The sequence below is a fragment of the Agrobacterium sp. FDAARGOS_525 genome, from assembly GCF_003938925.1.
In the GTDB taxonomy this organism is placed as follows: Bacteria; Pseudomonadota; Alphaproteobacteria; order Rhizobiales; family Rhizobiaceae; genus Agrobacterium; species Agrobacterium pusense.
The window spans coordinates 48,122-74,353 of sequence record NZ_RKIU01000004.1 but is presented as its reverse complement, the minus strand read 5'-3'; the positions used below and the strand labels follow the sequence as shown (position 1 = coordinate 74,353).

Below are 26,232 nucleotides of genomic sequence, written 5' to 3'. Positions count from 1 at the left end.
ACGGCTGATCCGCCGCTATCGAACTTCGCATGCCGTTTGTGGTTCCCGCGCGATCATGTCGCCAGTCATGGCCGCCGTTCGGGAACAACCGGAGCCGACCGTGGTTAGGCCGGCATGTCCAATCCCAATGGAGGTCGGCACGTGGACCCGGAAACTGATCACGAGACCTGCAACAGCCTGAACATAGAGGCCGCAACTCCCAAGGTGGTCAAAATCACCATCGACGGTCGAACGCTCCTCGAAGGCGTGCTGAACACCGGAAGTGTTCTGAGCGTGCAGACGAAGGAGGGCGCCGAGCCGCAATCCATCGAACTGGTTGTCGAGGACTTGGCTCGGTAGCCGCTTCGCGAACACTCGGCGCGGCAAGGGCACCGCGTCTCTAGCCGCGAAAGTCGCCCTCGTTGCTTTCCCGCTCGTCGTAATTGATGTCCCAGTCTTTTTCCGGCTTTTTTGTACCTGGTGGCAGCTTGTTGGCGGTTGCGTCGTCCGAGCCGGTGATGACCCTCGGCTTCGCGCTCGCAACGCCGTTATTGGTCGAGGTCTTTTTGCCGGGGGCAAACTGGGGCGCGCTGTCCTTGTGAATCTGCTCGAGCTTGTCTTTTTTCGTCATGGCATCCTCCTGTCTGTCCCTAACCTTTTTACGCCAATGCTGTTCCCTCGAACCATTAGTACGGAACCGCTTTTTGCTCCCGGGGTTAGGAGGAGAGAGCGGACCGCAGGGTCTGCGCTGCAGGATGTTTTAAAAAAAAAGGGGCTTCCGCGATGACCCGATCACAGGACGATGTCAGGCCCGAACCCGGCACCGATGACGCACGCTCGACTGAAAGCGATGAAAGCCGCAAAGACCGTGAAAAGGCGACAGAAAACGCCGAACGCGAAAGGCGCTCCCGGTATGGACGCGACGAAGACAAGGAGAACAACGATGACGGAATCCGCAACAACCACCGATCATGACACGATACGGAAATGGGCGGAGCAGCGCGATGGCCACCCTGCCAAAGTGGACGTCTCGGGCGATGGAGGGATCCTCAGGATCGATTTCGGTGAGCCGGAGGATGCGCTGAAGGCCATACCATGGGACGAGTTTTTTGAAATCTTCGAGGACAGGAAGCTGGCATTCCTTTATCAGGACAGAACGTCGGGCGGCGAGAGCCGCTTCAACAAGTTCATTTCACGCTGAGGGAGAGGCGAGTGAGCGACGAAACGGTATCGAGCATCCCGAACCGGGCACAGCAGCAAAAGGCATATCGGTTCTGGGCCCCGGTTTATGACCGTGTCTACGGCTTCTTTCTCAAGCGGGCGCAGATGGAGTTGGCCAGATGTGTGGGTGGTGCCGGTCGCGACATTCTCGAAATCGGCGTCGGCACGGGGCTGGTCCTTCCGCTTTATCCTCCGGCCAGCAACGTGACCGGGATCGACATTTCAGCGGACATGCTCCGGAAGGCCAAAACAAAGGTGGCAGGCGGTTCACTGCCGCATGTGAAGGCACTGCATGTGATGGATGCCTGCGAAACCACGTTCCCGGATGCGTCCTTCGACGTGATTTCGCTGCCCTTCGTCATCACGCTCATTCCCGATACCGGCCGGCTGCTTTCCGAATGCGCCCGAGTGCTGAAGCCGCGTGGCGAGATCGTCATCGTCAGCAAGATCACCGACAGCAGCGGCGCAGTTCGCCGCATAGAACAGATGGTCTCGCCGGTGGCCCATAACATCGGGCTCAGTTCGGCATTTCGTCTGGACGGGATTGAGGACTGGCTGCGCCGCAACCCGTCTTTCCATCTGGCGGAAAACAGGACGATCCCCCCAACCGGGTATTTTCGTCTGCTGCGTCTTTCCCGCTCGTCGCCGGAGACGTCTGAGAAGACCGCGTCCCTTTCGGGTCACTAGGACCTCTGGTACCGCCGAAAAAATACGCATTGTACGTTGGCGTACGGCAACCAAGCGGTAGATGGGCCATTTCCCTTCTATGTGAAAGGAAGGACCATGGCCAAACACGCTATAAATGAAGAGTCCGGCCCCGCACTAAGCGAAGCGCAACTTGAGACCTTGCGTATCGGAATTGCCGATCTCGCGCCAGCGCTGACGGCGTTTGCGCGTCGTTTCGTCAGAAATGACGAGGATGTCAACGATCTCGTTCAGGAAACCATGATGCGGGGGCTTCGTTCCCTGCACCGCTTCACCCCCGGAACAGCCCTGAAATCGTGGCTGTTCACCATTTTGCGGAACACCTTCTGTACCCGATACAAGGTTGCAAGGCGCGAATGCGTCGGGCTGCCGGCGGGAATAGAGCAAACGATGTCGGTCCCCGCCAGTCAGGAATGGCGGATGGAGCACGATGAAGTCATGCGCGCAATCCGCGATCTGGATGCGGATCAGAAGAAGGCGCTGCTGCTCGTTGCCGGAGGAACGAGCTACGCCGATGCAGCCTCCATCTGCGGCTGCAGGGTGGGCACCATCAAGAGCCGCGTCAACCGCGCCCGCGAATCCCTGCGGCGCAATCTCGCCTGACATCAGCGGGCCACTGCAAACAGCACACTGTAGCTGCAGGATTTCCCCGTTTGCGCGTCGATGTCGCCAAGCCGGTGGAAGATTTCCCCTTCCACCGGTGGCAGATCCGCCGGAGCATCGGATAAATTTGCCCTGAGCTGCAACCGGCCGGCCGCAAACGCCCAGTCTATGGCAAGCGTTCGCGCAGGCGAACCGAGTGCCGTCCCGCCTCCGAATTCCGAAGCGAGCAGGGGCCAGACATACTGCCGGCGCTTTGCAAGCAATCCCGCAAGGATGTCGCTTGCCCGTCTCCCACCTTCCTCATCGGCCTGACGCCAGTTCAAGGTAGAAACGAGCCGCGTGCGCACATCATTGGGGTCCTGGACAAGATCGCGCGCGTTTTCGGGAAGAGCTCCCTGAAACATTTCTGCCTGCCGCAACCGCCCTTTTATCGCGGCTTCCCGATCGTGTTGCGGGTGGTCGGAAAAGAAGTAGAAGGGCTGCGTCGATGCGTGGTCGTCGCCCATGAACATCAGCGGCGTTTGGGGGGAGAGCAGTAGAATGCACTCTAGTATATCGAAAAGAGCTGGTTCGAGCAGGGCACGCAGTCTTTCGCCGCAAAGCCGGTTTCCGGCCTGATCGTGATTGTGAAGGAAATTCACGAAGGTTTGCGGGGATAGATGATCGCTGCGTTCGCCGCTCCCCGCAAAGTCCCGGGAAGGGCGCGGATCGCCCTGGTAAACGAAGCCGGTCGCAAGCGACCGACGAAGCAGGCTCTCCGGGTCCGAAACGAAATCCTGATAAAGACCGCCATCTTCGCCGGTCGTCATGACGTGAACGACGTGATGAAAGTCGTCGTTCCACTGGGCGTCTACCAGCGGTGGAGCATCTTCTTCGGGCGTCATCGGCTTTGCCGTGTTTCTTGCATCCTCTATGACAAGATACACATGCCTGCCCGTCACCTTGTGCCTGATCGTCTGGGCAAGCTCTGTCAGGAAATCCACCTCGCCGCCGCCGCCGGCCAGATGGTCGGCGGCATCGATCCGCAACCCGTCAAAACGGTAGGTCTGAAGCCAGTAAAGAGCGTTTTGCAGGAAATATGATCGCACATCCACGCTGTCGAAATCGGGAGCAGGGCCCCAGGGTGTTTCGTTTTTCTGAAAAAAGTCGGGCGCATAAGTTTGAAGGAAGTTCCCCTCCGGCCCGAAATGATTGTAAACCACATCCAGCAAAACCATCATCCCCAGGCCATGTGCCGCATCTATGAAGGCTTTGAGGTCGTCCGGCGATCCATAATCCCGCTGCGGCGCAAATTGCAGAACGCCGTCGTAGCCCCAGCCGCGATCTCCCTGAAAACTCGCGAGCGGCATCACCTCAATGACGGTGATGCCGAGTTCAGCCAGTCGTTCCAGCTTCTTTTCGGCCGCCCGGAACGTCCCTTCTTCCGTGAACGTGCCGATGTGAACCTCGTAGATCATAGCCTCGTGCCACGGCCTGCCGGTCCAATTCTCATGCTGCCACGCAAAGTCGTGATCGATGATGGTTGACGGGCCATCCAGGCCGCCTTCCTGCCAATGTGAGGCCGGATCGGGGATTTCACGCCCGTCCGGCAGAACAAAGTGATAGGTGGCGCCGCCACTCACATCCGCTGCAACGGCTTCGTACCAGCCGTTCCCCTCAGACCGCATTTCGTATTCCGCGCCGTTTATAACGAGCCTCGGCGCATCAGAACCGGGCGCCCATATGCGAAAGCGCGCATCTCCTGCAGCATCGAATTGCACGCCCCATTTGCGATATTTCATTGCGTTGAACATTCACGGAACCTCCAGTCAGCCTCGTTTGGTCCTAACCGGATTGCCGTTGGTCGGTTCCTGCCTCCGCACCGGGAATATGCTGATGAAAGGAACAAACGGGTTTGGCCGTCGTTCGCCGTTGAACAGCCAAAACGACGGCTCGGCGGGCATCAGCTTGCCGTCCGATCGCTGACCTGAAGACAGAAAGAGACGGTGACATGACACAGGAAACCGACCTTGCCGACTTTCTCCGCGTGGCAACGGACGACGAGTTATTCCACAAGATGCGCGAACTCGAAGCGAAGAGCGAGAAGGAGGGGCTGGAGGAAGTGGAAGCACTGGTGGATTTGACAGCCACGGAGATCGAAAACCGGTTTCCTGGCCAGTCGCTCGCTCCCTATGTCCGCTGGAAACAGGACCGGCTCCTTTGATGCGCGGTAAAGGCGGCGTTTGCCTTATTGTCTGGCCTGCCGCCGCTCGATACGCATTCTCGCGAATGCGTCCGGCAATATGTCGGGAAACGAAAGCGACTCCTGCGGCTCTTTGCTGACAAGTCCTTCAAAAAGCGCCAGATATTGCGCCGCACTCTTTTCCCAGGAAAAGTTGGCACGCATGGCCTGGGCCTGGAGGCGCTTGAAGAGTTCCCTGTTGTTGAACGCAGCGATGGCGCGCTCCAGCGCCGCCCGCAGGTCGTCGATATTTGCCGGTTCGAACTGAAAGCCGGTAGCAACCCCCGCATCTATGGCGGCGTCGTTGGCGTCGATGATCGTCTCGGCCAAACCTCCGGTGCGGCTGACGATGGGCAGGGCGCCGTATCGCAATGCGTAAAGCTGGGTCAGGCCGCATGGTTCGAAGCGCGACGGCTGGATGATGAAATCCGACCCCGCATGGATCATGTGGGCCAGACGTTCGTCATAACCGATATGGGCACAGACCATTTCCGGATATCTTTTCGACAGGTCACGCAGGCCATCTTCCAGTTGCCCGTCTCCTTCTCCGTGAACGATCAGCCTGCCTTTCCGCGCGATGATGAGGGGAACAACATCGAGCAAGAGATCAACGCCCTTTTGCCAGGTGAGGCGGCTTACCACACCAAATACCGGGCCCTGTGTGTGGGCAAGGCCCAGAGCCTGAAGCAGCGCATATTTGTTCAGGCTCCGCCTTGCCACGGTGGCCGACATGAAATTCGCGAGAATGAAGGGATCGGTCGCGGGATTCCAGACATCCTGATCGACGCCGTTGACGATGCCGCGCACACTTTCGCTTCGCGTGCCGAACACGCCATGCATGCCCATGCCGGCTTCCGGTGTCAGGATTTCGCGCGCATAGGTTGGACTGACCGTGGTAACGGCCGATGCTGTCGTCAGGCCGCCCTTCAGAAAAGAGATGTCGCCGTAATATTCGAGGCATTCCACCGTGCAGAGCTCGTCCGGAAGCCCCAGAACCCTTGCGCGCAAAAAAGGATATTGACCCTGAAATGAGAGGTTGTGAATGGTCAGGACGGTCGGCACCTCGCCCGGCGCCGCGTCGACGAGATAGACACAGGTCAAGGCGGCGTGCCAGTCGTGAACGTGGACGATATCCGGCCTCCACCCAGGGATTGATCCAAGGGCAATGTCCGCCGCGGTCTTGGACAGGACGGCGAACCGGAGGTCGTTGTCCGGAAACGGATGGTCCTTTTCGCCGTAAGGATGCCCATCCCGGTCAAAGAGGTCGGGCGCATCGAGCAGCAGCAAATTCTTCTGGTCGGCAACGAGCGAATATACCGTAACATCCTGTCCCAGCACGCTCCCGGAGAAGCAGGGCTGGTGCCCGCGGATGAGGGGACGCAGTTTGCGATAGAGCGGCAGCAGCGTGCGCACCTCCGCACCCAGTTTGGCAAGCGCGTCCGGCAATGCTCCCGTCGTATCGGCCAGCCCGCCGGTTTTGATGAAAGGGAACATCTCGGCCGTGACGGCAAGAATCTGCATGAATGCCTCCGCATTTCGTCGATCTGTCATCGTGAGTAGACGCGGGGCTTCTATTGTTTGCAAAGCCTCTCGCCGCTTTAGTGGGTGTGCCGTGTCACGGGGGCAGGCGGCGGCGCTCAGAAGGACGGCCGATCCGCAATTCTGCCTTGGCGCCGCGGAACGCTATCGATCCTGCTGATGTCCCTGATGGGTGGTGTTGATTTTTATGTTGGCCTGTCGTCCCGTGCGGGTGGAGGCGTTCTTCTCCTTCGCAGAAGAGGCTTCCTCCGCATTGAGGCGCTCATTGTCGCCCGGGCCCTTGTCCGTTTGGTTGTCTTTCGGAATGGGGAGCGTTTTTCTGGTCATTTTGAACCTCGTTCGCATCTGGTGCTGATCGTTTCGATCGAACGAGTCGAACCCTGCTTCCGAGCGATTGTTCCCGTCCGTTTCGTCGCGGTCGCTAATTTTCCACGCGGCGTTTTCGGGGTTAATCGCTGCGCAGGAATTCCTCTTTGGCCTGAAGCCAGTCCTGCGTGCTGACGAGGGTCAATTGTGCCGCGAAACGGCCCCTCAATACCGTCAGCGAGGCATCATGCGTTGCATCGCGTGCGCTGCAGACGGCGTCCTCAAGAAGGAAGATGCGATACCCCAGATCCACCGCCCCCAGCACGGTTGCGAGTACGCAGACATCCGTTTCCCCACCGGAAATGACAAGCGTGCCGACCCCTTGGCCTACGAGTTTTCGGTGCAGGCGACCATCCGTCCAGGGGGAATAGGTGGTTTTCAGGAATTCTTCCGCAGGTGGAACGTAGCCCGCGAACTCGCGGACGATATCGGTCATTTCGGGGCGAAGGTACTCGCCGGTCATCATCCACCATTTCTCATAATAACGCCCCCACCGCCCAGAGGCGGCGTCGGCATCCGGCGGTGGGATGAAGCGGGTGAAAATGGTCGTTTGCGGCGAGTTCTCAACCACCCGCCCGACATTGTCGATGATGCGCGGCATCCAGTCCACGTGCCATGGCGTCTCTTCCGCAAACATGCGCTGCATGTCGATGCAAAGATGACACCACCGGGGAAAGAGGCCCTCTTCAGAATTCATGGGAATGTCCGAATGATTTGTGGGTCAGCTACCGTCAGCTAACAATCCGGTCCGCCGAAAGTTCCGCCCGCACGGCCGCCTTAGCCCCGCCGCATCGACGACCCAAGGGCCTACGCCCGGCGTTGGCCGGCGCGCCTCATTCTGAAATAAAGCGCCGACATTTCATGGAGCTTGCCGGGATCGACAAGGCCCCGATTATACATTTTGAGGACGTAACGGGCGACGTCCTCCAAGCAAAGGCTGGGATCGTGCTCTCCGGCCAGGACGCTGTCATAAGCCGACTTGACCGTATTGATATCGTCATTCAGGAAGATACCCGAACTCTGATAGGCGCGATAGGCGGACAATTTCACCTCCTTGGCGGCTGCGTTTGCGAGGCCGAAAAAGGGATCACCTGTCTATCTTATACGGAAAAGAGTGGAGGTAAATGGTCGTGACCGTACCGAAGGCGCCGATCTGCCTATAATGCGAGATTATGTCTTCCGGCCACTTCGGGTATCTGCGCATGAAAGCGCGCGAATACCCGCGCACTTTCCTCCTCTGCCAGCCCGTAATATTCCTGCGCATATGTTTCCAGCGCTTGCCGGTCCCTTATGGTGATTTTCGCTCTCTCGGCGCGGATCAGGCGTTCGCTTTCGAGGACGTGCAGGGCGTCCGTCACGCTCGGGCGCCTCACCGCCAGCATCATCGACAGGAAATCGTGGGTCAACTGTAGCTGGTCGCCACGCACGCGGTCGTGACACATCAGGAGCCAACGCGCCAGGCGCTGGCTGACCGTGCCGGTGGCGTTGGCGGCGGCCGTGCATTCCACCTGCGTCCTCGCGACGTGCGAGGCGCAGATCACGATGTCCGAGAATATTTGATGTTTCGCCATCAGGCTGCGGAAAACCTCCATGTCCATAGCCACCGCCTTGCCCGGCGCCTGAACGACGATCTCGGTTAAGTTCTCCTCCGCGCCGGCGAGTGCGCCGGTGGGTATGAAACCTTCATGTCCGACGATGCCGCTCTCGGTTTTCCGTCCTGATCTGGAAACTACAACGATGGATGCTATGCCCGAGGCGAGGAAAAGCACGCGATCGATGCGCTGACTGGCTGAGAAAAGTTTGTCGCCAAGCGAAAGTGTCAACGATGTCGACGCCTTCAGCACTTCGCTCCGGATTTCCGCATCAAGAAGGGAAAGGAGGAAACCCGTTTCTTCTCGTCCGTTGCTCCGCTCCAGCATAACACTTTGCCTCGCTAGTGTCTTATGCCCCCTCCCTGCGCGATCAAGGCGGAGACAATGTTGTCTATGTCCTCTGAACGTGCGGAGAGCACAAAAGGTCCCGGTTCGCTCTCGAAGACCGGTCGGGGCACGAAAAACAGGTAGGGAACGGCCTTCTCTTCAAGCTGATCGGTCAGACGAAGCATGATCTCGGCCTCGTAGCGGACATCGATGATGGCGGCGGAAAACAGCAGCGTATCGTCATTTTCCATAACGTCGGCTGTATAGGGACCTATCAGGCCAACCTGCGCTCGGGACCAGGCTCTTGCTATTTCCGGTGTGACTGTGTCGGCCGCGCCGATGACCAGTATAGGGAGACGCTTGATAGTCTGCATGCCTTGCTCCTCGCATGCCACCGGCAATGCGTATGTCCATTCAATACTATAATGTCTAACTAACCGTAGTCGGTTCATCCGATTTCATCAAATATATGCGAGAAAGCACTACTGTGTAGTTCTGAACATGCACCGGCGATGAACGCGGCACGTCCGGATGCGCTTTTTTCAGGTCTTTTTTGCCAGAGCGGAACAATTACGGGCACGCGGGGTTCGGGGCGTCGTTCACTCAAGGAGACGTAAATGGCTAGTCAAAAAACGCTCGATGATCTGTTTCTGGATGGCCTGAAGGACATCTATTATGCGGAAAAACAGATACTCAAGGCCTTGCCGAAAATGGCGCGCGCCGCGCAGCTCGAAGAGGCGAAACAGGGTTTCCTGCAGCACCGGGATGAGACGCAAGGCCAGATCGAGCGTCTGGAGCGCGTGTTCGAAATCATCGGCAAGAATGCGCGCGGCAAGACCTGCGAGGCCATTCAGGGCATTATTGCGGAAGCCGAGGAAATCATCGAATCCTTCAAGGATTCGCCGGCGCTCGATGCGGGCCTGATTGCCTCCGCGCAGGCCGTCGAACATTACGAGATTGCCCGTTATGGCACTCTGGTGGCGTGGGCGGGCCAGCTGGGCATCGATGAAGGCGTTCCGCTGCTTCAGGCAAACCTCGACGAAGAAGGCGCAACCGATAAAAAACTGACGAAACTCGCCGCGACGGTTGCCAACCCGAAAAGCCAGAAAGCCGCCTGACGGAAATAGCGCTTGGTCCGTCTTCCGCATTTCGGATGCGAAAGTCGACCCGTAAGTGACGGCGCGGGCTGTTTCCGCGCCCGAACCCTGCATAGTCCACGACCGCGTGGCAAATGCCACGGCGATGGAGAAAAAGATGACGACAATTCCGCTGCTCGGCGCATATCCGCTTGAAATTTTCCTGGGCGGCCGCTGCTTCAACGTTTCTGGCGTGGATGAGGCGGTTCGTTTGCTGGAGGAGGAATGGCCTGAAAAGGCAGGCGTCCATTACGCTCGGGCTTTGAGGAGTTGCCGCCTGGCCATGTTGAGAAACGGCTCTTCGGCGGTTGCAAGAGAGCATTTGATTGCAGCATGCCTGGAGGCCGGTATTCCGCTTGGCCCATCGTCGGGTATCGAAAATACTCAGCTGCCGCTCTTTCCGGGGGCGAAAGCTGGCGGCAAAGGGAGTTTGGCGGCCGCGCCCCGCCGTTAAGACCCGGAACAGAAAGCACGAGGACAAGATGGCCGAGCCACGCGACCGCATAAAACCGGAAGAGGACCTCAATCGCCCTGTCAGCGAGGAGTTCGATTCCAAATATTCGCCCGTCGGCGTCGATGACGGTGCCTTTCGCGGACGGAAGCGAACATGGAAGAGGATGATGATTTATGCTTTGGTTATCTTCGCACTGGCTATCGTGATTGCATTATCTTTCCTTGTCGGTACGCATCCTGGCCGCGTATCCTGACAAGTATCCCGCGAGGAGAGGCAGATGAGCGAACGGACAGACGAAAAATCGATCTATTGGACGATTGTCGGCGCAGACACCAATACCAATGAGGGGCTGGCGCGATTGCTTGGCGTCATCCTGGTCTTCATCCTTATCGGCGGCTTTCTCGTCTGGCTGCTGGCCAGCTGAACCGGCGCCTGGCGGATAGATGGAGCGATGCCGTCCGGCATCTTTTTCGGACGGCATCCATACCGTATCCCTTAAAATTTTCCAGTGGCCAGGTCCCGGCCTTCAATCGAGACCGGCGTGTTTATTTCCCCGCGCCTGCGTTTCAAGGGAATGTCCACCTGGTAAGGCGCGGCGACTGTCAGCCGGAACGCTTCACCGTTTCGGCGCCATACCGCCCGGTCGGTCGCCATGACGTCCGTCGTCGAGTGACGCAGTGGCATGGCTTCGTCCACAAGGATGAAGTCCATGTGCCGCGCCTTCGCCGATGTTACCGCGAGATAACGGCTTGGATAAACAGCCTCCATGACGCTGCCGACCAGAACGGCCCAGCCATTTTCATGTGCCATGATCTCACATTCGATTTTCTTCTTCATCGCCATCAATCCTCCCTTTCGGCAGTGCCTAACCACGCTTGAAGAAGCTTGTTCCCGCGGCTGGAAATGATTGCTGCCAGCAGACCGCTTATTCTGCCGCCGCCAGAAATTTCGTTATCTTGCGCAGATCGGCGACGAAGGCCTGCCGTTGTAGTCGCGCCTCGTCGCGGTCGCGAAGGCGCAGCAGGTAGGAAGGGTGAATGGTCACGAGAAGGCGTGTTCCGCCAGGGGTGGTGGAGAGATGCCCCCGCTGCGCGGTCACTCGGCTGGTACGGCCGGTGAGCGAATAAAAAGCCGTCGCGCCCATGGCGACGATCAGCTCTGGTTTGAGTAACCGCAGTTCCGCTCCCAGCCACCACGCGCAGCGCTGCACTTCCCCGCTGTTGGGGCGCGCATGGAGCCGCCGTTTGCCCCTTTGTTCAAACTTGAAATGCTTGACGGCATTGGTGACATAACATTGCGAGCGATCGACGTCTGCTTCCTGCAGGCACGCGTCGAGCAGCCGGCCGGCGGGGCCGACAAATGGATGGCCCTTCAGGTCTTCGTCATTGCCGGGCTGTTCGCCGACAAGCACGACGCTCGCATCGTTTCTGCCCTCGCCAAAAACCAGCTGGGTGGCATTCTTGTAAAGATCGCAACGTTCGCAGCCTTCGGCCTGCCTGTGCAATGCAGCGAGTGAAGGCGCATCGGCATGATCGGGCTGAAAGGCCGGTGGGGGGCGGTTCTTGCGGGCTGCGGTCGGCACGGGGCTATTCTCCCGGCGGCGGATCTGCCGCATAGTGGCGTGCCCCGCGCCGGCATAGATAAACCTCCCGTTCCGGATGTCGCTCTATGATGAAGCCGGCGCTGCGAAGCATTGCCTCCACCGCGGCCCTGTTGGGTATGAACCAGTTCGTTGGATCGGCCGCATACCGTTCCTCCACGAAAAACAGTTTGGGATAAGCGGGATCCTCGAACATGGCCCATTCGGAAAACGGGTAATCTTCTTCGAGGTCGGGTATTCTCCCGTCACCCCGCTGGAGCGACTGGAAGAGCATCAGGTCGGCTGCGACATGTTCGTGGATGAGATCGAGCGCCAGCAGCGGATGCCGCAGATGGTAAAATACGCCCATGAAGATCACGAGGTCGAAACGCTCTTCAAGCTTGGCCACGTCATAAACCGACAATTGCCGGAACTCTATGTCGAGTCCAGCCATGATATTGCCGATGCCGGCCTCGTGGTGCGCCTGCCGTTCGAGCTGGATGGTCATCCATTTCCTGGCGAGCCCCTCGGCTGCGCCATGGACATCTTCGAACGCAGCGGGATTGAGGCAGGGCAGACGGTCGCCATCATCGGTATCGGCTTCATCGGCGCGTTGTTGACGCAGCTTGCCGCCCACCGCGGGGCACGGGTCATTGCCATATCGCGGCGGCCTTTTTCGCTTGAAATAGCGCAACGGATGGGCGCGACTGAGCTTGTCGAGATGGATGATCACTGGCGGATCATTGAATGTGTCAGGCAGTTGACTGACGGGCGCTTCTGCGATCGTGTCATCGAAGCGGTGGGCAAACAGTGGCCGCTTGATCTCGCAGGCGAACTGACGGCCGAACGCGGCCGGTTGATCATCGCCGGCTATCACCAGGACGGGCCGCGCCAGATCAATATGCAATTGTGGAACTGGCGCGGGCTTGATGTCATCAATGCGCATGAAAGAGATCCGGCCATCTATATCAGCGGAATGAGGAAGGCGGCGGCAGCGGTTGCCGCGGGCGAGCTCGATCCGTCGACATTATATACTCACCGGTATACTCTGAATGATCTGGACCGGGCGCTGAACGATACCAGGGATCGTCCCGAGAGTTTTCTCAAAGCGCTGATAACTTACCCATAAGCGAACCGTGAGGTCGCCTGCATTGATGGGATTCTGGTTTTGCCCGGTTCGATCGCAAGGCCGCGATGGTGCCCAAGGGTACGGAAACGTACATGGCATTTCCTTGCAATTTCAAGCTGCTAAGTTGCCGCGCGTTTGGTGTCGTCGAGCGAGGGGGAAGCGGGTAACGGTTATGCCTGGATCGAGTATTTTTGCGCGCAACCGATTGCTGAGGGCGTTGGGTGAAGAGGGGTTTTCGCGGCTGGTCGCCCGGATGGAGATGATCAATCTGCCCGTGGGCTATCAACTGGTCGGCGCCAACACGCCCATCTCGCGAGTGTGTTTCATTGAGAGCGGTATTGCTTCGTCCGTGGCCCGGACGGAAGGCGGCAAAAGCATGGAGAACATGCTTGTCGGCCGTGAGGGCATGACCGGATGGCCTGTTCTGCTGGGCGCGCGGACAACGCCCGACGAGACGACGATGGGCGTCGCGGGCGAGGGATTCGTCATCGCTGCAGCCGATCTCAGGCGCGAGATGGAACGGGACGCACGCCTTCGCGACCTGTTGCTGGGATATATCAATATCTGTCTGCTTCAGGTGGGTCAGCTTGTCCTCGCAAACGGACAATATGCCCTGCGTGAAAGGCTGTCCCGCTGGCTGCTGATGTGCCACGACCGGCTGGACACCGATGATCTGCCCATTACGCATGAGTTCATGTCTAGTGTATTGGGGGTGCGACGGCCGGGAATCACCAATGAGCTGCATATCCTCGAGGGCATGCGGGCCATTCGGGCAACACGCGGCAATGTGCGAATCATCGATCGCAAGGTGCTCGAGGAGACAGCGGGGGTGACCTATGGTGTCCCCGAAAAGGAATATGAAAGCCTGATGGCGCAATGGCGGGCAGAGATTCCCATCCCCTCAGGGCTTCCTGTCGAGGGCATCGGCGAAGGGAACCACTTTTAAGAGCTCGCGGGCCGAATCGCGGATCACGACGCATCCTTCCGAGATGTCGCGTCCCTGAAGGATCGCCTCGCTCATCAGTTCGCGGGCGTCCTTGTGGGCTTCCTCTATGGCCTGATCGAGCGAGGCGAGATCACTTCCCTCGTCATCATCGAGAATATGCTGGCCACTGACGATGCTGAAGAAAAACCTTGGCATTGATGTGTCCCAAGAACCAGGCGGCTTCCGGCGGGTTTCCGCCGCCGCTAACCGAATTCCCGCAAAATTTGCGCCTGCTTTTCCAGCCGCCCGGCAAGCTCGGAAATGCTCATGTTCGTCGCACAGAGATGGATTGCGCATTCAAGGAACTGCAGCGACGACCGCCTCAGGAAGTCCTGCTGCTGCTCATACACGATCCGGGAGATGCGATCGGGCTCATGGGGTTTGTCCGTCATCATCGTGCTCCACCAGTTTGTGTCAAAACTGCCTAACTTCGACCCGGCGGAATGGTTTCGAAAAATTCGCCCTGGTCGCCGGGCCGGGAACATTACCCGGGCTGAGTGGTTCGGGACCACCGAAACGACGCAGGAGGCAAAAATGGGCAATAATTCGCCAAGCGACGGTGCGCCTGGCACCACCGACCAATCGCCGCGCTGGGAGGGGCCGGAAGAAAACAGGCCGCGCGGCTACGTGAAGCCCAAGGACGATCCAGAACGTGACAGGGACGCCGTGGGCGAAAATCTGCGCGATCCAAGGAAAAAACGCGTCTCCGACGCGATGAAGACCAAGGACGACCAATAGGACAGGAGGAAACGATGTCGACCTCGACAAAGACACCGGCAAGCATCCGCCAGGGCGGCCCCGGCGCGTCCCATGAAAACGCCAAGGCGCCGCTGGACATCAAGAAGCCGCCGGCAGACAGCGACAGGCGCTCCCAAAGCAAGGTCTCCGGCGGTGGCGGCGAGCGCGACAGCCACCACACGCATGATCCGAAGCGAAAATGACGCCGGGTCGGGAGAAGACCGATGAAAAAGGGCAAGAAGAAAAAGAAGTGGTCGCAGAAGGTAACCAGCGAAAGCGATGCGCTTGATCTCGAGAAGGATGTTTTCACGAAAAAGGATCCCACCGGCATAGCCCGGTCGCTGAAAGCCTCGGCGGAACACTCGACACGGCGCAAGGCCAACCCGTTCCGCTCTGCGATGTCGATGCTGGTTTTCTATATCAATCGGGCAGGTGGCAAACTTCCGAAGGAGCGTAAGGAGGTTCTGGAGGAGGCAAAGGACAAGCTGAGAAAGGAATTCGGCAAGTCGGGATAGGGCGGTTTTTCCGGGAATTCATCAGTCGGTGCTGCCGCCGAATTGCCACGAAAACACCCAGATTCATTCAGCCACAGTTCACCCGGCGAGGCGCTAAATCGCTCTATCCCATAAGGAGGGAGATGCGATGCGTAAGATGATTTTAACCGCTGGAGTAATTCTCGGCGCCCTGTTGGGCACTGGCGCGAACGCCATGCCCGTCGGTCAACCATCCGCACCTTCGGCATCCCACATTCAGAATGTGGACTATGCCTGCGGCCGCGGCTTTCATCTGACACCCCGCGGCTATTGCCGCCCGAACGGACCGCGCTACGAGCGTGGCTGGGACCGGCGCGATCGCTGGGAGGGTCGCCGCGAATGGCGCGAACGTCAGGCACGGCGCGAATGGCGCGAGTGGCGTGACCGGCGGGAGTATCGTGACTGGCGAGACCGTCGCGATTATTACCGCTACTGAGCAGACGAAGCCCTCCATCCGGAGGGCCTTTTTTTGCTTTTCCTTCTTTGCGAAATGGCCCCGGGGTTTCTGACCGGGGATATCCGCCCGGACAATTCGGGGAAATCCAGGCAACCTCCGGCGTCCTTCAGGGTTTGCCTCTATCGTCACTGACAAGGAGGACCATCATGGAGATTACCAGACGCACGATTCTCGCCGCCGGCGCGGCAACCGCTGCCGCAGCCATCTTTCCCCGTCCGCACGTGGCGCGGGCGGCGCTTCCCCTCAGCCAGCCGGCACTTCCGTTCGCCGAGGCGGATCTGGCGCCGGTGATTTCGGCAAAGACGGTGGGGCTGCATTATGGCAAGCATCACAAGGCCTATTACGACAAGCTCAATACGCTGGCCGCCGGCACCCGTTATGCCGATATGGAGCTCGATCGCATCGTCGTCGAAGCGGCCCGGTCGAAGGAGGCTGCGGACGTCAAGATCTTCAACAATGCGGCCCAGGCCTGGAACCACGTTGCCTACTGGGATCAGTTCGTTCCGGGCGGCCCCAACCGGCCGCAGGGCGATCTCGCCGCTTCAATCGACAAGGCCTTTGGTGGTTATGACGGCTTCGTCAAACGCGCCGTCGATGTCTCGGACACCGTCTTCGGCACCGGCTGGGTGTGGCTGACGCGTGACGACAGCGGGCTTGCGCTGATCGGCTATGAGGACGGCAACAACCCTGTCGCCGTCGGCCGGCCGGCTTATCTCGGCATCGATATCTGGGAACATGCCTATTACGTCGATTATGAAAACCGCAAGGCCGAACACATCCGCGCCGTGCTCGACAAGCTGGTCAACTGGCGGGTCGTGGAGGAGCGCATGAAAGCCTAGCCGCGTTTCGCCGCCGGGCCATGTTTCCCGGCGGCTTGCCCTCAGGTGCATTTGAGCTACTATGCCGCCATGGCGGGGAGGCCATGTTACAGGAGGGTTCATGAATTACCGGTTTTCGAAACGGCGCATGGTGTTGAAACTTGCCGCGGCGGCAGTTTCTTTCGGCATGTTGGGAATGACGGCGAGCGCGCAGGGCTTTCCGGATCGGACGATAACGCTGGTGGTTCCCTTTGCGGCCGGCGGCTCCACCGATGTGGTCGCCCGCGTCATCGCTCAGAAGATGGGCGACGAACTCGGCCAGCAGATCGTTGTTGAAAATGTCGCCGGCGCAGGCGGCAATCTCGGCGCCGACCGCGTTGCCCGCGCGGAACCGGATGGCTATACTATCCTGATGGGCACGGTGGCGACCCATGCTCTCAACCCGCTCATCCTCAAGACCAAGCCCTACGATCCCGAAAAGGACTTTGCTCCGGTTTCATTGCTGGTGGTGGTTCCGAACGTGCTGGTCGTTAACCCGAAGCTCAACGTTAACAGCGTCGAGGAACTGATCGCACTGCTGAAAGCCGAGCCGGACAAACACGCCTATGCGTCATCCGGTAACGGAACACCGCTTCATCTTTCCGGCGAGCTGTTCAAGAGCATGGCTGGCGTCAGCATGCAGCACGTGCCCTACAAGGGTTCCGGCCCGGCGCTCAACGATCTTCTCGGCAACCAGATTTCCATCATGTTCGATAATCTGCCGTCTTCGTCAGGCCACATGAAATCCGGCACCTTGCGGGCACTTGGCGTCACCACCAGCGAGCGCGCTTCATCCTTCCCGGATTTGCCGACGATCTCCGAAACCGTACCGGGTTATGAGACCTATACCTGGAACGCGCTTTTCGCACCGGCCGGAACGCCGGCCGAGGTGGTCGACAAGCTGAATGCCGCCGCCAAGAAAGCGCTTGCCGATCCGGCCGTCGCCGCCCGCATGGCGGATTTCAGCGCCAAAATCGTCGCCTCCACGCCAGAGGAGCTGAAAACCCATGTCTCGGCTGAAATCGCCAAGTGGGAACCCGTCGTCAAGGCGGCAAATGTCCAGATGGATTGATCGGGCTCGATAGACCGATCTTCCGATTTCCGCTGCGTCCCGAGAGGGGCGCGGCGGGGCTTCTGGCATCATAAGGCCATGGCTGGGCCGCATCGGCCACGGATATAGTCGCCAAGCGCCAATGTGGCGTTTTCGCATCACTTGCCACAAGGTTGCAGAAACCGGCTTGGCAAGTCTGCCAGGTTCAGCTAGAAATTTCTTTACCGCGTCAGATCGAACCAAGGGAGGCGTTGCATGATACCAGCATTCATCGAAACCCTCCCGCAGGGAATGACCAGACACTAGGTCATATCCATTCGCGGCCCGCCTTTTGCGCGCCCGACATGCGGTTTTGTTTTCCTTCACAGTCCGATTGATCTGACGGGATCATTTTGTCTCCCGCCCGGGCTGTGCCTTCCAACTTCCATTTCAAGGACCGGTCGCCGAGCAGAATGGCGCCGTGCTGGTAAAAATGTCTCGCAAGAAGCTCGATTTCCGCGCCGATGCCTATCGCCATGTGCTCGGCTTTGTCTTTCACCACTGGAGCCACCGGCCGGTGCTGGTGGGTTTCATCATCGTTCTGGTCATCGCCAGCACATTGGCCGAAGTCATGGTGCCGGTCTTCTCCGGGCGGATCGTCGATGCCATCGCCGGCGGCGATGCGGCAGATCAGGCGTTGCGCGCCTTCGTCATCGTGGTGGCGCTGGGGCTGACCAGCGTCGCGCTGCGCTGGTTCATCTTCAACGGCATCATCCGGCTGACGTTGAAAACCATGGCGGATGTTACCAATAACGGTTTCCACAAGGTGCAGCGTTTCTCCACGGACTGGCACGCGAACAGCTTTGCCGGCTCCACGGTGCGCAAGATCACGCGGGGCATGTGGGCGCTCGATTCGCTCAATGACCTCCTGCTCATCGCGCTTCTGCCATCGCTCGTCATGCTGGTGGGCGCCACCATCGTTCTCGGCAGTTACTGGCCCGTCATGGGCCTCATCGTCGGTCTCGGCTCGCTGATCTATGTCGGTGTGACGGTGGGGCTTTCCATGGGATATGTTTCTCCGGCCGCACGGCTTGCCAATGCCTGGGATACGAGGCTTGGCGGCGCGCTGGCGGATGCCATCAGCTGCAATTCGGTCGTGAAGGCCTTTGGCGCGGAAACGCGTGAAGAAACGCGGCTCGGCCAGGTGCTGGTGAAGTGGGATAACCGCACGCGCAGGACATGGAAACGCGGCACGATAAACGGCACGATCCAGAGCTTCATGATGGTTTCCATGCAGGCCGGCATTCTCGGCACCGGCCTCATCATGTGGCGACAGGGACTGGCGACGCCGGGCGACATCACCTTCGTGCTGGCCATGTTCTTCGTGCTGCAGGGATATCTGCGGGACGTGGGGCAGGATATCCGCAACCTGCAGCGCGCCGTCAACGATATGGAAGAGCTGGTGCTGCTTTCTAAGATGCCGCTTGGCGTCGAGGACCGGCCGGATGCGAAACCGATTCATATTGGAAAAGGCGAGATCGTTTTCGATCACGTCACCTTCCAGTATGGCGCGCACGCCACGCCGCTTTATGATGACTTCTCAGTCACCATAAAACCCGGTGAGCGTGTGGGACTGGTCGGCCACTCCGGCTCTGGCAAGACGACCTTCGTCAAGCTCATCCAGCGCCTCTACGATATCAGGTCCGGTGCAATCCGCATCGATGGGCAGAACATTGCCGATGTCACCCAGGCGAGCCTGCGAGGGCAGATTTCCATCGTGCAGCAGGAGCCGATCCTGTTTCATCGCACACTGGCGGAAAACATCGCCTATGGCCGGCCGGACGCGTCGCGGCGCGAAATCGAGCAGGCGGCGAAACAGGCCAGCGCCCATGACTTCATCATGTCGCTGCCCAAGGGCTATGAGACCATGGTGGGCGAACGTGGCGTCAAGCTGTCGGGCGGGGAGCGCCAGCGGGTCGCGATCGCCCGCGCCTTCCTGGCGGATGCGCCGGTGCTGATCCTTGACGAGGCAACCTCAAGCCTCGACAGCGAAAGCGAGGTGCAGATCCAGCGGGCTATGGAACGCCTGATGGAAGGGCGCACCACCCTGGTCATCGCCCACCGGCTTTCGACCGTCAGGGCTCTGGACCGTCTGCTCGTATTCGACAAGGGCAGGATCGTTGAAGAGGGCGACCATCAGGCGCTGATCCGGCTCAATGACGGCATTTATCGCCGGTTGTTCGAGCGGCAGGCCCTGGAACTTACCAAGGGCTTGGTCGCATGACAAAAGCAACGCCGGAGCAAGTGATGCTTCGGCGTTGCCGTGCCGCATCGTCGATCCGCGCACTACTTTTCCGCTGCGGACGCGTATCTCCGAGCAAAAACTGACGGAGCCTGGAAACCACCAGCCTCTCCGGGCGTTTGGGTGTTTGAGTTAAGCCTGAAGGGAGAACAGCCATGGCCGACGATGCCACCGTCACCATTCGCGCCATTTTCGAAACACGCGAGGCAGCCGATATCGCCGTCGAGCATCTGGTCCAGCAGCACGGGATCTCCCGTCCGGATATCTTCATCCAGTCCACATCAGAGCAGAATACGACCGGCACCCAATCTTCACGTGGTGACCTGCCTCGCAGCGATGCGCCGCATGAGGGCGAGATCGAGGTGTCCGCCGATATTGCATCCAGCCGGATTGCAGCTGTCCAGCGCAGCCTCGGTGACGCGGGTGCGATCCGCGTTTCACACCGGTGATGTCAAAACCGGGAGGCCAATTCCGTACCTGCCGCCCGCGCCGCGCACCGCAATGAGGAGCCCGCAATGAGCAACTTCGAACTCTATTACTGGCCGGTCCCGTTCCGAGGCCAGTTCATTCGCGGTCTTTTAGCGCATGGCGGGTGTACCTGGGACGAACACGATGCCGGTGCAATCGAGGAGATCATGGGCCGTGATGCCGGCAAGCAGCCCATAGCGTTCATGGGACCGCCGGTGCTGATCGATCGAGAGCGCAATTTCGCTCTCTCGCAGATGCCCGCAATCGCCCTTTATCTCGGCGAGCGGTTGCAGCTTCTGCCGCCGGGCGCGGAGGGCCGCGCGCTCACTGCCAAGATCGTAAACGATGCCAACGATGTAATCGATGAACTGACGCTCGACGGTGGGCGCGAGATGTGGACCCCTGAAAAATGGGTGGCGTTCGTTCCCCGGTTGCAGGAGTGGATCCGCATTTTCGAGGACACGGGAGCGAGACACGGTCTGACCGGCGATTCGGGGTTCATGCTGGGAACGGAGACACCCGGCGTCGCAGATGTCGTCACGGCAATTCTCTGGACGACAGTTGCAGACCGCTTTCCAGTCATCAGGCGCATAATCGAGGATACGTCGCCCGTCATCTGGGCCTATTCCAGCCGAATGAAAGAGACGGCCCCGTTGGCCGTCCTGAGCCGCCGCGCCTTTGACGACTATGGCGACGCTTATTGCGGCGGGCAGATTGAAAAATCGCTACGGAAAGTAGCTGGCTGAGGACCGGGGCATCATCGGCCCCCGGTCAGAAAGCGACCCGGCCGCAGCTAGGGTTGCTCCAGCCTTTTCAGCGATTCCTGCGCAGTCGCAAGTCCCTGATCGGCGGCCTTGCGGAACCATGTGATGGCCTCGGCCCGATCCTGCGCAACGCCATGTCCCATTGCATACATGTTCCCTAGATTGCCCTGGGCGACGGCAAGGCCCTGATCGGCGGCTTTTTTATACCAGCTGACTGCTTCACCATTGTCGCGGGTAACGCCGAGACCCTGATCGTAGAGCAGGCCGACAGCGTACTGAGCGGTTGCAAAACCATGATCGGCGGCACGGCGATACCAGATCAACGCCTGTGCATAATCCTGAGCGACACCCTGGCCGCTTTCGTAGCTGTACCCCAGATTGTACTGGGCGACGGCCAGCCCTTGTTCTGCTGCTTTGCGGCCCCAGGACACGGCGAGTTCCAGGTCCTGCGGAACATCCTGGCCGACCGCATAGAGATCGCTAAGGCTGCTTTGCGCTTCCGCCCAGCCCTGATCCGCCGCTTTGCGGATGTATGCGGCGGCGAGTGCCGTATCACGGTCGACGCCCAGACCCGCCTGGTAAAGAACGGCAACCTTATATTGCGCGGCCGCGCTTCCCTCATCGGCGAGCGGTTTCCACGAGCGCAGGGCGGCGCCATAATTGCCGCTGTCATAGGCCGCCTGTCCTTCTTCAAGTGCCGTTGGCGCGGTAAGTCCTGACGTGAGGGCCGCAGCATTGGCGCCACGTTCCGGCAACGGATCAATGGAGGCTGCAGATACGGTGTGACTGTTCCAGTCCGGCAGGTCTGGCAGATTTCGTGGCAGGTCCTCACGCCACACATGGGTTTGGGTCCTGATTTTAATGCCGCCGCTTTCCGCCAAAACGGTTTCCCTCGCTTCGAGGGTCGATCCATCGCGCAGTGACATGACGACAGTCATCTGCACGTTTTTGCTTGCGTTTCTGGCGGCCGCCAGTTGCTCGTCGCCAAGCTGTTTGGCCTTTTCACTGAAGCTTGAGATCACTCCTTCCACCGCAGAAGCCTGTGATTGCTGGAACGCAACGCGGTCGTAGGTTTTTTGGAGGCTGAAGGTGGCTGTTTGTCCGGAGATATCTGCGGTCTCGAGCGTCCATTCGATGGCGACGGGAATGGGCGTTCCCCGCGCATATTCCACCACCGACGCCGTACCTGACTGGCCGATCTCGTATGTGGAACTTTCCTGCTCCTGTACTGTGGAAAGAAGCTCTGCCTCCGGTGCGAGATTATGAATAACCAGGATTGGATTGCTTTTGATGCCCTCGACAATATCGCGCAAACCCGCTGGCTGGTTCGCAACGCTGCCATCCGGTCCGACAACCGAGGTGCTGTGCAGGTTGCCGAGGATGGCATCCAATCCGACGAGTTTGCCAGGAAAGCCGTTAAGTCCCGCTTCATATTCCACCTGCCGGACGCCATAGGCCGACAGAGTGTTCCGATAGAGAGCGTTCATTGCGTAAGTGTCTCCAGCGCCCTCGGCGTCCTGTGGCAAATCTGCGCTGAGAGACCAGCGCACGCGCATACCCTGCGCATCCCGCGACAGGACCGTCATGCGCTGCCGAAAATCTCCGCGCATGATCGCTGCCGGCCTGTCGAACCACAACGACATGTCGGTGGAGGTGGTTTTATGGGAACGGTAGAGATATTCCACCCCCGTTTCCGGGGCGTAGCCGGGAACGACCACGCTGTCGGCGGCAAGAGCTTGAACCCCGCTCAACAGGCATGGCGAAAGGAGCAAAACGAGGGTCTTCCGAAGGCCTTTCATTTTAGATTCCCTTTTGTACCTGCGATGGCAAGCGGATGGTATCCGTCTCGGATTTCGGGTTTGCGGCAAACTCTACCGGCGTCAAACCAGAGCCAAAATACGGGCTGGTCCGCCTGTTCCGCCTCGGTGGGCAGGCGCGCCGACGATGATGGTCGCCCCCTTGGCCGGCAGTGCTTCCAGATTGTTCAGTCCCTCGATCCCGTAGCGCCCAGCGGGTAGCCAGGAATTATGGACAGCGAAGTCTGCAGAATTGCCCGGATCCAGCGAGAGTGTGTCGACGCCGATGGCGACTGTATCCAGCGTGAGCAGGAGGTCGGTGGCCGACTTGCCGAAGCCAGGGAAGGCAAATTTTCCGGCATCGTCATTACGGAAGGCCGGGCTTTTCACCTTCGTTGCCCAGCCGGAGCGCAAAGCCACGATTGCGCCTGCCGGAATGTCGCCATTTTCCGATATCCAGCGTTCGATGTCGCCTGCCTCGACCGTGGAATTGGCGTCCTCCCTGGCGCGATCCGTAATGTCGATGATGACCAGAGGGGCGACGAGCTTTTGCGGCTCGAGTTGATCGACGCTGGCGCCGTCTGCGCTAAAGTGGAAAGGCGCATCGATATGCGTTCCGGTGTGTTCGAAGATGGTCAGCTTATGGAGTTGATAGCCGCTTTTGGCGATATCTGCTGCCCACTCCATCTCAATGCCGGGTTTTCCATCGAACGTCGGAAACGTGGAATCGTAGGTATGGGTGAGATCGACGACCTGTCTGGGCGATTGCGCCAGAACCGGGGCCGCGAGGCTTCCCGCCGCCATCGCCGTTGCACCCGCCACTGCACCCTTCAACAGCAGACGCCGTGACAGCATGTTCTGTTTGACGTTCTCGATCACGCAGCTATTGCACATGCCTTATTCCCTCCAATGAGAAATTCCCCGGTTGTAAGCGTAACGCAAACACGCAGGGGCGCAAGGCGGGAGCGTGGCCGATTTTTCACCCGTATTCACATCGCGGTTTCGCCAAGTCGGCGTCCATAGGCCGCGATTGCCTTGCCCACTGGCAGGCGGGTGTTCTGATACCGCGCAAGGGCGGCAGGAAGGTCGTCCGTTTGCCGCAGGGCGTCGCGTAGCGCCATTGCATCGCCTGCCGCCTTTGAGACACCCATTGCCGTGTGAGGACGAACGACAAAGGCGGCATCTCCGACCAGGGCGATACGCTGGGAGACCATGTGTTCCGCCTCGTAATCAAAAATCCCCTGAATGGATGGCGTCTCCTCTACGTCCACGGCAAGCGCCATTTGCGACGGCAGAAGGGAAAAAGCCTCTTCGCGCAGTTGCGCCCTCCGGCTGCCGGAGAGCTCGCCGCGGGGAAGGGAATGCTCGAAATGCCTGCCGTCCCGGCCCGTGAAGGTTCGGGCGAGATCTTCGGCAGGCGTTGGACGATACCAGACCCAGTTATAGCGACGCTGTCCCTGCCGGGTCTCGCCGCGCGATCCCGGCACGAGATAACCCAGAACATGAATTCCGGACGTGATGTAGAAGGCGAAACGGTCCAGCAGCAGGGCGGCGTCGGCAGGCAGTCTTGTTTCGGGGATCAGCCCGCGCCAGGCGACGTAGCCCGCATAGGTGTTTTCCGAATGCTGGTTGACGGCGCTGCGGATGGCCGAACCCAAACCATCCGCGCCGATAACGAGGTCAGCACGTTCCTCCATGCCATCGGCAAAGGAGAGCGTCACTCCCTGCGGATCTTCGCGAACGGCGTTGACGTGATGGCCGAGACGATAAGTATCGGAGAGGAGGCGTGAGGATACGCTCTCAAAGAGGTAGTCCCATGAGACCTGCATCTGCGGCGTTTGCTGGCGCAGGGCAATGTGCCCGCCAGCATCGAGGTAGATGCGCTCCTTCGCAACCACACCGATCTGGGCAACGTCTTCGCAGCCGATTTCCCTCAGAACGTCGAACAGGTCCTTTTGAGGCACCAGTCCCGCCCCGCGCCCGGCAAGCCCGGATGACGAGCGTTCGTAGACCTTTACATCGTGTCCGTCCTGCTGAAGCAGTATCGCGGTAAAAAGACCGGCAAGCGAGCCGCCAGCGATGCGGATTTTCAGTGGTTTCATGGCCGTACCTGCCTTTCGATATCGATCTGGCGATTGTTCGTTCTGTCGACGGGAAAAGGCCGGCGGATCGGATACGCCGGCCCTACGGAAGGAGAGGATGTTCAGCCTGGCATGATTGCCGGCTGGTTTGCGGGAAACCTGGCGACATCCTCGATGCTGACATTCAGGTGCTGGGCAACGAGCGCCGGCGGGGTATGCGTGAGCCAGGAAGAGAGGCTGACTTCCTGATACTCTGCCGTCTTGAAGACCGCGACGAACTGCAGGTCGGTCTTGCCGGTATTCTCGATGATGTGGCCTTGGCTCCGTTTCACGTAGCCAATGTCGCCGGCGCGGAAATCGGCGGTCTGGCTGCGCGGACCGGCGTCGAACACGGTCATCCGGCCTTCACCCTTGATCCAGTATTGCCATTCGTCCGCGTTGGGGTGCCAGTGCATTTCGCGCACCCCGCCGGGCTTGATCGTTTCGATGGCGGCGGCGATGGTTTTGGACACGGTAAAGGCGCTGCTGTCGGCAAGGCGAATGACGCCAGCAGCGTTCTCCTTCAGCGGTTTGGAGGCCGCGAGCTTGTAAGTAAAGGGGTAAGGGGGAAGTCCTGCACCGGCAACGGCTTCCTGATCCCTGGAGAGAGGTCCGGGCTCCTTGCCCTGAAAAATCCAGAGGTTCTGCAGTGGAATATTGCGGAACACATCCTGCTCGACGCCGAAATTCTTCGCCAGCAGTTCAGGTGAGGTATGCACCAGCCAGTCCGTCAGTAGCAGGGTGCCATATTCGGACTGGTCGCCTTCGTCGAACACAATGACGAATTCGCACCCGTCGGGACCAAGTCCCTGCAGCGAATGGGGATAACCGGCCGGAAAATACCAGAGATCGCCGGCCTCGACGTCCTGGACATAAGCACGGCCTTCGGTATCGAGCACGGTGATACGGCAGCGTCCATTGGTCATGATCGCCCATTCTGCAGCGCGGTGCCAGTGCATCTCGCGAATGCCGCCCGGTCCCAGTCGCATGTTGACCCCGGACACGGCATCCGAAATAGCGAAATCGGATTTGGTCACCTGACGTGCCCAGCCTCCGTTCTGGATACGCTTGGCGGCATTGTTGAACGAACCCCAGAAGAGCTGCATGTCGCCGACATCCGTCGCGGGCGGGCTCTGGAAGGAGGGGAACTGGTCGTTGATAACAGGGTTCTTCGGGCCGGGATCGCTGAGCCCCGCGGCATTGGCGTTGATTGCTCCCTCCGCAGGCTGATCGGGATTGCCGAAAGATGCTGCCCCGGCCGTGCTGGCGGCAAGCGCGGTGCCGCCGACGGCGCCGATTGCGAGGACTGCGCGTCTGGTCAAAGCTTCCAT

General features: G+C 59.5%; 38 protein-coding genes. 21 read left to right on the top strand and 17 right to left on the bottom strand.

All coding sequences use genetic code 11. The annotated features are described in order from the left end of the window. Positions 1-141: 141 nt before the first annotated feature. Positions 142-339: a hypothetical protein gene (locus EGT36_RS16905; RefSeq protein WP_022563908.1), complete on the top strand. Its 198-nt coding sequence runs from the start codon at positions 142-144 to the stop codon at positions 337-339. Positions 340-379: 40 nt separating this feature from the next. Here EGT36_RS16905 and EGT36_RS16900 read toward each other — a convergent pair whose 3' ends face one another. After that, positions 380-610 carry a hypothetical protein gene (locus EGT36_RS16900; RefSeq protein WP_004444504.1) on the bottom strand — a complete coding sequence of 77 codons (231 nt, stop codon included), beginning with the start codon at positions 608-610 and terminating at the stop codon, positions 380-382. Between the two features lie 152 nt (positions 611-762). Here EGT36_RS16900 and EGT36_RS30550 point away from each other — a divergent pair, with 152 nt between their 5' ends. The 4 genes from EGT36_RS30550 to EGT36_RS16885 all read left to right on the top strand — a co-directional run bounded on the left by EGT36_RS30550 (position 763) and on the right by EGT36_RS16885 (position 2,508). Then, the gene (locus EGT36_RS30550) at positions 763-954 is read left to right on the top strand and encodes a hypothetical protein (RefSeq protein WP_004444502.1); all 192 of its coding nucleotides are present in this window, start codon (positions 763-765) and stop codon (positions 952-954) included. After that, complete coding sequence (locus EGT36_RS16895; RefSeq protein ID WP_125270644.1) at positions 923-1,180, top strand: hypothetical protein; 258 nt, start codon at positions 923-925, stop codon at positions 1,178-1,180. Before EGT36_RS30550 ends, EGT36_RS16895 begins: the two co-directional genes overlap by 32 nt. An 11-nt stretch (positions 1,181-1,191) precedes the next feature. Beyond that, positions 1,192-1,887, top strand: coding sequence for a class I SAM-dependent methyltransferase (locus EGT36_RS16890; RefSeq protein WP_125270643.1), 696 nt, complete (start codon positions 1,192-1,194; stop codon positions 1,885-1,887). Positions 1,888-1,983: 96 nt separating this feature from the next. Continuing rightward, complete coding sequence (locus EGT36_RS16885; RefSeq protein ID WP_004444493.1) at positions 1,984-2,508, top strand: sigma-70 family RNA polymerase sigma factor; 525 nt, start codon at positions 1,984-1,986, stop codon at positions 2,506-2,508. A gap of 2 nt (positions 2,509-2,510) precedes the next feature. On the opposite strand, the gene treZ is transcribed toward EGT36_RS16885, so the two are convergent. Beyond that, positions 2,511-4,301: a malto-oligosyltrehalose trehalohydrolase gene (treZ, locus tag EGT36_RS16880; protein ID WP_125270642.1), complete on the bottom strand. Its 1,791-nt coding sequence runs from the start codon at positions 4,299-4,301 to the stop codon at positions 2,511-2,513. Between the two features lie 197 nt (positions 4,302-4,498). Between treZ and EGT36_RS16875 the strand changes: the two genes are divergently transcribed. Next, positions 4,499-4,711: a hypothetical protein gene (locus EGT36_RS16875; protein ID WP_044458872.1), complete on the top strand. Its 213-nt coding sequence runs from the start codon at positions 4,499-4,501 to the stop codon at positions 4,709-4,711. A gap of 24 nt (positions 4,712-4,735) precedes the next feature. Here the strand turns inward: EGT36_RS16875 and glgA are convergent, their stop codons facing one another. From glgA to EGT36_RS16845, 6 genes are all read right to left on the bottom strand, one after another. Then, positions 4,736-6,250 (bottom strand): glycogen synthase GlgA, encoded by a 1,515-nt coding sequence (glgA, locus tag EGT36_RS16870; RefSeq protein ID WP_125270641.1) that lies wholly within the window; start codon positions 6,248-6,250, stop codon positions 4,736-4,738. 162 nt (positions 6,251-6,412) lie between these two features. After that, entirely contained in the window at positions 6,413-6,595 is a 183-nt protein-coding gene (locus tag EGT36_RS16865) for a hypothetical protein (protein ID WP_004444486.1), read from the bottom strand. 121 nt (positions 6,596-6,716) lie between these two features. Next, positions 6,717-7,331, bottom strand: coding sequence for a cysteine hydrolase family protein (locus EGT36_RS16860; RefSeq protein WP_125270640.1), 615 nt, complete (start codon positions 7,329-7,331; stop codon positions 6,717-6,719). 110 nt (positions 7,332-7,441) lie between these two features. Next, the gene (locus EGT36_RS16855) at positions 7,442-7,678 is read right to left on the bottom strand and encodes a hypothetical protein (protein WP_072493715.1); all 237 of its coding nucleotides are present in this window, start codon (positions 7,676-7,678) and stop codon (positions 7,442-7,444) included. 113 nt (positions 7,679-7,791) lie between these two features. Further along, positions 7,792-8,553, bottom strand: a complete 762-nt coding sequence (locus EGT36_RS16850; protein ID WP_125270639.1) for a Crp/Fnr family transcriptional regulator — start codon at positions 8,551-8,553, stop codon at positions 7,792-7,794. A 14-nt stretch (positions 8,554-8,567) separates the two neighbouring features. Beyond that, on the bottom strand, positions 8,568-8,927 hold the full coding sequence (locus EGT36_RS16845; RefSeq protein WP_125270638.1) for a hypothetical protein: 360 nt from the start codon (positions 8,925-8,927) through the stop codon (positions 8,568-8,570). Between the two features lie 243 nt (positions 8,928-9,170). On the opposite strand from EGT36_RS16845, the gene EGT36_RS16840 reads away from it, so the two are divergent. The 4 genes from EGT36_RS16840 to EGT36_RS30545 all read left to right on the top strand — a co-directional run bounded on the left by EGT36_RS16840 (position 9,171) and on the right by EGT36_RS30545 (position 10,567). Further along, complete coding sequence (locus tag EGT36_RS16840; protein WP_004444481.1) at positions 9,171-9,671, top strand: YciE/YciF ferroxidase family protein; 501 nt, start codon at positions 9,171-9,173, stop codon at positions 9,669-9,671. 124 nt (positions 9,672-9,795) lie between these two features. Beyond that, positions 9,796-10,143, top strand: a complete 348-nt coding sequence (locus EGT36_RS16835; protein WP_072493713.1) for a DUF982 domain-containing protein — start codon at positions 9,796-9,798, stop codon at positions 10,141-10,143. A gap of 28 nt (positions 10,144-10,171) precedes the next feature. Then, entirely contained in the window at positions 10,172-10,396 is a 225-nt protein-coding gene (locus EGT36_RS16830; protein WP_004444479.1) for a hypothetical protein, read from the top strand. A gap of 24 nt (positions 10,397-10,420) precedes the next feature. Continuing rightward, positions 10,421-10,567: a hypothetical protein gene (locus EGT36_RS30545; RefSeq protein ID WP_157952787.1), complete on the top strand. Its 147-nt coding sequence runs from the start codon at positions 10,421-10,423 to the stop codon at positions 10,565-10,567. Positions 10,568-10,638: 71 nt separating this feature from the next. Here EGT36_RS30545 and EGT36_RS16825 read toward each other — a convergent pair whose 3' ends face one another. The 3 genes from EGT36_RS16825 to EGT36_RS31070 all read right to left on the bottom strand — a co-directional run bounded on the left by EGT36_RS16825 (position 10,639) and on the right by EGT36_RS31070 (position 12,455). Then, positions 10,639-10,980: a hypothetical protein gene (locus tag EGT36_RS16825; RefSeq protein ID WP_210211232.1), complete on the bottom strand. Its 342-nt coding sequence runs from the start codon at positions 10,978-10,980 to the stop codon at positions 10,639-10,641. A gap of 88 nt (positions 10,981-11,068) precedes the next feature. Further along, positions 11,069-11,725 carry a UdgX family uracil-DNA binding protein gene (locus tag EGT36_RS16820; protein ID WP_234882536.1) on the bottom strand — a complete coding sequence of 219 codons (657 nt, stop codon included), beginning with the start codon at positions 11,723-11,725 and terminating at the stop codon, positions 11,069-11,071. A gap of 4 nt (positions 11,726-11,729) precedes the next feature. After that, positions 11,730-12,455 carry a class I SAM-dependent methyltransferase gene (locus EGT36_RS31070; protein WP_286084084.1) on the bottom strand — a complete coding sequence of 242 codons (726 nt, stop codon included), beginning with the start codon at positions 12,453-12,455 and terminating at the stop codon, positions 11,730-11,732. Here EGT36_RS31070 and EGT36_RS16810 point away from each other — a divergent pair. Next, entirely contained in the window at positions 12,336-12,851 is a 516-nt protein-coding gene (locus tag EGT36_RS16810) for a zinc-binding dehydrogenase (protein WP_286084083.1), read from the top strand. The genes EGT36_RS31070 and EGT36_RS16810 overlap by 120 nt on opposite strands. A gap of 172 nt (positions 12,852-13,023) precedes the next feature. After that, positions 13,024-13,797 carry a Crp/Fnr family transcriptional regulator gene (locus EGT36_RS16805; protein WP_044458864.1) on the top strand — a complete coding sequence of 258 codons (774 nt, stop codon included), beginning with the start codon at positions 13,024-13,026 and terminating at the stop codon, positions 13,795-13,797. On the opposite strand, the gene EGT36_RS16800 is transcribed toward EGT36_RS16805, so the two are convergent. Together EGT36_RS16800 and EGT36_RS16795 are read right to left on the bottom strand one after the other, a co-directional pair. Continuing rightward, the gene (locus tag EGT36_RS16800; protein WP_044458863.1) at positions 13,753-13,992 is read right to left on the bottom strand and encodes a DUF6894 family protein; all 240 of its coding nucleotides are present in this window, start codon (positions 13,990-13,992) and stop codon (positions 13,753-13,755) included. The genes EGT36_RS16805 and EGT36_RS16800 overlap by 45 nt on opposite strands. Before the next feature lie 47 nt (positions 13,993-14,039). Then, positions 14,040-14,228: a hypothetical protein gene (locus EGT36_RS16795; protein WP_004444474.1), complete on the bottom strand. Its 189-nt coding sequence runs from the start codon at positions 14,226-14,228 to the stop codon at positions 14,040-14,042. A gap of 142 nt (positions 14,229-14,370) precedes the next feature. Between EGT36_RS16795 and EGT36_RS16790 the strand changes: the two genes are divergently transcribed. From EGT36_RS16790 to gst, 9 genes are all read left to right on the top strand, one after another. Further along, positions 14,371-14,574, top strand: coding sequence for a hypothetical protein (locus EGT36_RS16790; RefSeq protein ID WP_113730704.1), 204 nt, complete (start codon positions 14,371-14,373; stop codon positions 14,572-14,574). A gap of 14 nt (positions 14,575-14,588) precedes the next feature. Then, on the top strand, positions 14,589-14,777 hold the full coding sequence (locus EGT36_RS16785; RefSeq protein WP_034497806.1) for a hypothetical protein: 189 nt from the start codon (positions 14,589-14,591) through the stop codon (positions 14,775-14,777). Between the two features lie 21 nt (positions 14,778-14,798). Then, on the top strand, positions 14,799-15,089 hold the full coding sequence (locus tag EGT36_RS16780) for a DUF3175 domain-containing protein (RefSeq protein WP_004444471.1): 291 nt from the start codon (positions 14,799-14,801) through the stop codon (positions 15,087-15,089). A gap of 127 nt (positions 15,090-15,216) precedes the next feature. Further along, positions 15,217-15,543 (top strand): GCG_CRPN prefix-to-repeats domain-containing protein, encoded by a 327-nt coding sequence (locus tag EGT36_RS16775; RefSeq protein WP_022563936.1) that lies wholly within the window; start codon positions 15,217-15,219, stop codon positions 15,541-15,543. Between the two features lie 167 nt (positions 15,544-15,710). Then, a complete protein-coding gene (locus EGT36_RS16770; RefSeq protein WP_022563937.1) occupies positions 15,711-16,403 on the top strand; it encodes a superoxide dismutase in 693 nt (230 codons plus the stop codon). Between the two features lie 100 nt (positions 16,404-16,503). Further along, complete coding sequence (locus EGT36_RS16765) at positions 16,504-17,493, top strand: Bug family tripartite tricarboxylate transporter substrate binding protein (protein WP_125270636.1); 990 nt, start codon at positions 16,504-16,506, stop codon at positions 17,491-17,493. A gap of 451 nt (positions 17,494-17,944) precedes the next feature. Then, positions 17,945-19,735, top strand: coding sequence for an ABC transporter ATP-binding protein (locus EGT36_RS16760; protein ID WP_125271400.1), 1,791 nt, complete (start codon positions 17,945-17,947; stop codon positions 19,733-19,735). A 173-nt stretch (positions 19,736-19,908) separates the two neighbouring features. Then, positions 19,909-20,202 (top strand): hypothetical protein, encoded by a 294-nt coding sequence (locus EGT36_RS16755; protein ID WP_080823111.1) that lies wholly within the window; start codon positions 19,909-19,911, stop codon positions 20,200-20,202. Between the two features lie 66 nt (positions 20,203-20,268). Then, on the top strand, positions 20,269-20,967 hold the full coding sequence (gst, locus tag EGT36_RS16750) for a glutathione transferase, Atu5508 family (RefSeq protein ID WP_125270635.1): 699 nt from the start codon (positions 20,269-20,271) through the stop codon (positions 20,965-20,967). A gap of 47 nt (positions 20,968-21,014) precedes the next feature. On the opposite strand, the gene EGT36_RS16745 is transcribed toward gst, so the two are convergent. From EGT36_RS16745 to EGT36_RS16730, 4 genes are all read right to left on the bottom strand, one after another. Then, positions 21,015-22,784 carry a tetratricopeptide repeat protein gene (locus tag EGT36_RS16745; RefSeq protein ID WP_286084082.1) on the bottom strand — a complete coding sequence of 590 codons (1,770 nt, stop codon included), beginning with the start codon at positions 22,782-22,784 and terminating at the stop codon, positions 21,015-21,017. A gap of 81 nt (positions 22,785-22,865) precedes the next feature. Next, positions 22,866-23,675 (bottom strand): cyclase family protein, encoded by an 810-nt coding sequence (locus tag EGT36_RS16740; protein WP_125270634.1) that lies wholly within the window; start codon positions 23,673-23,675, stop codon positions 22,866-22,868. 95 nt (positions 23,676-23,770) lie between these two features. Beyond that, positions 23,771-24,883 (bottom strand): FAD binding domain-containing protein, encoded by a 1,113-nt coding sequence (locus EGT36_RS16735; protein ID WP_125270633.1) that lies wholly within the window; start codon positions 24,881-24,883, stop codon positions 23,771-23,773. Between the two features lie 101 nt (positions 24,884-24,984). Continuing rightward, positions 24,985-26,232: an oxalate decarboxylase family bicupin gene (locus tag EGT36_RS16730; RefSeq protein ID WP_125270632.1), complete on the bottom strand. Its 1,248-nt coding sequence runs from the start codon at positions 26,230-26,232 to the stop codon at positions 24,985-24,987.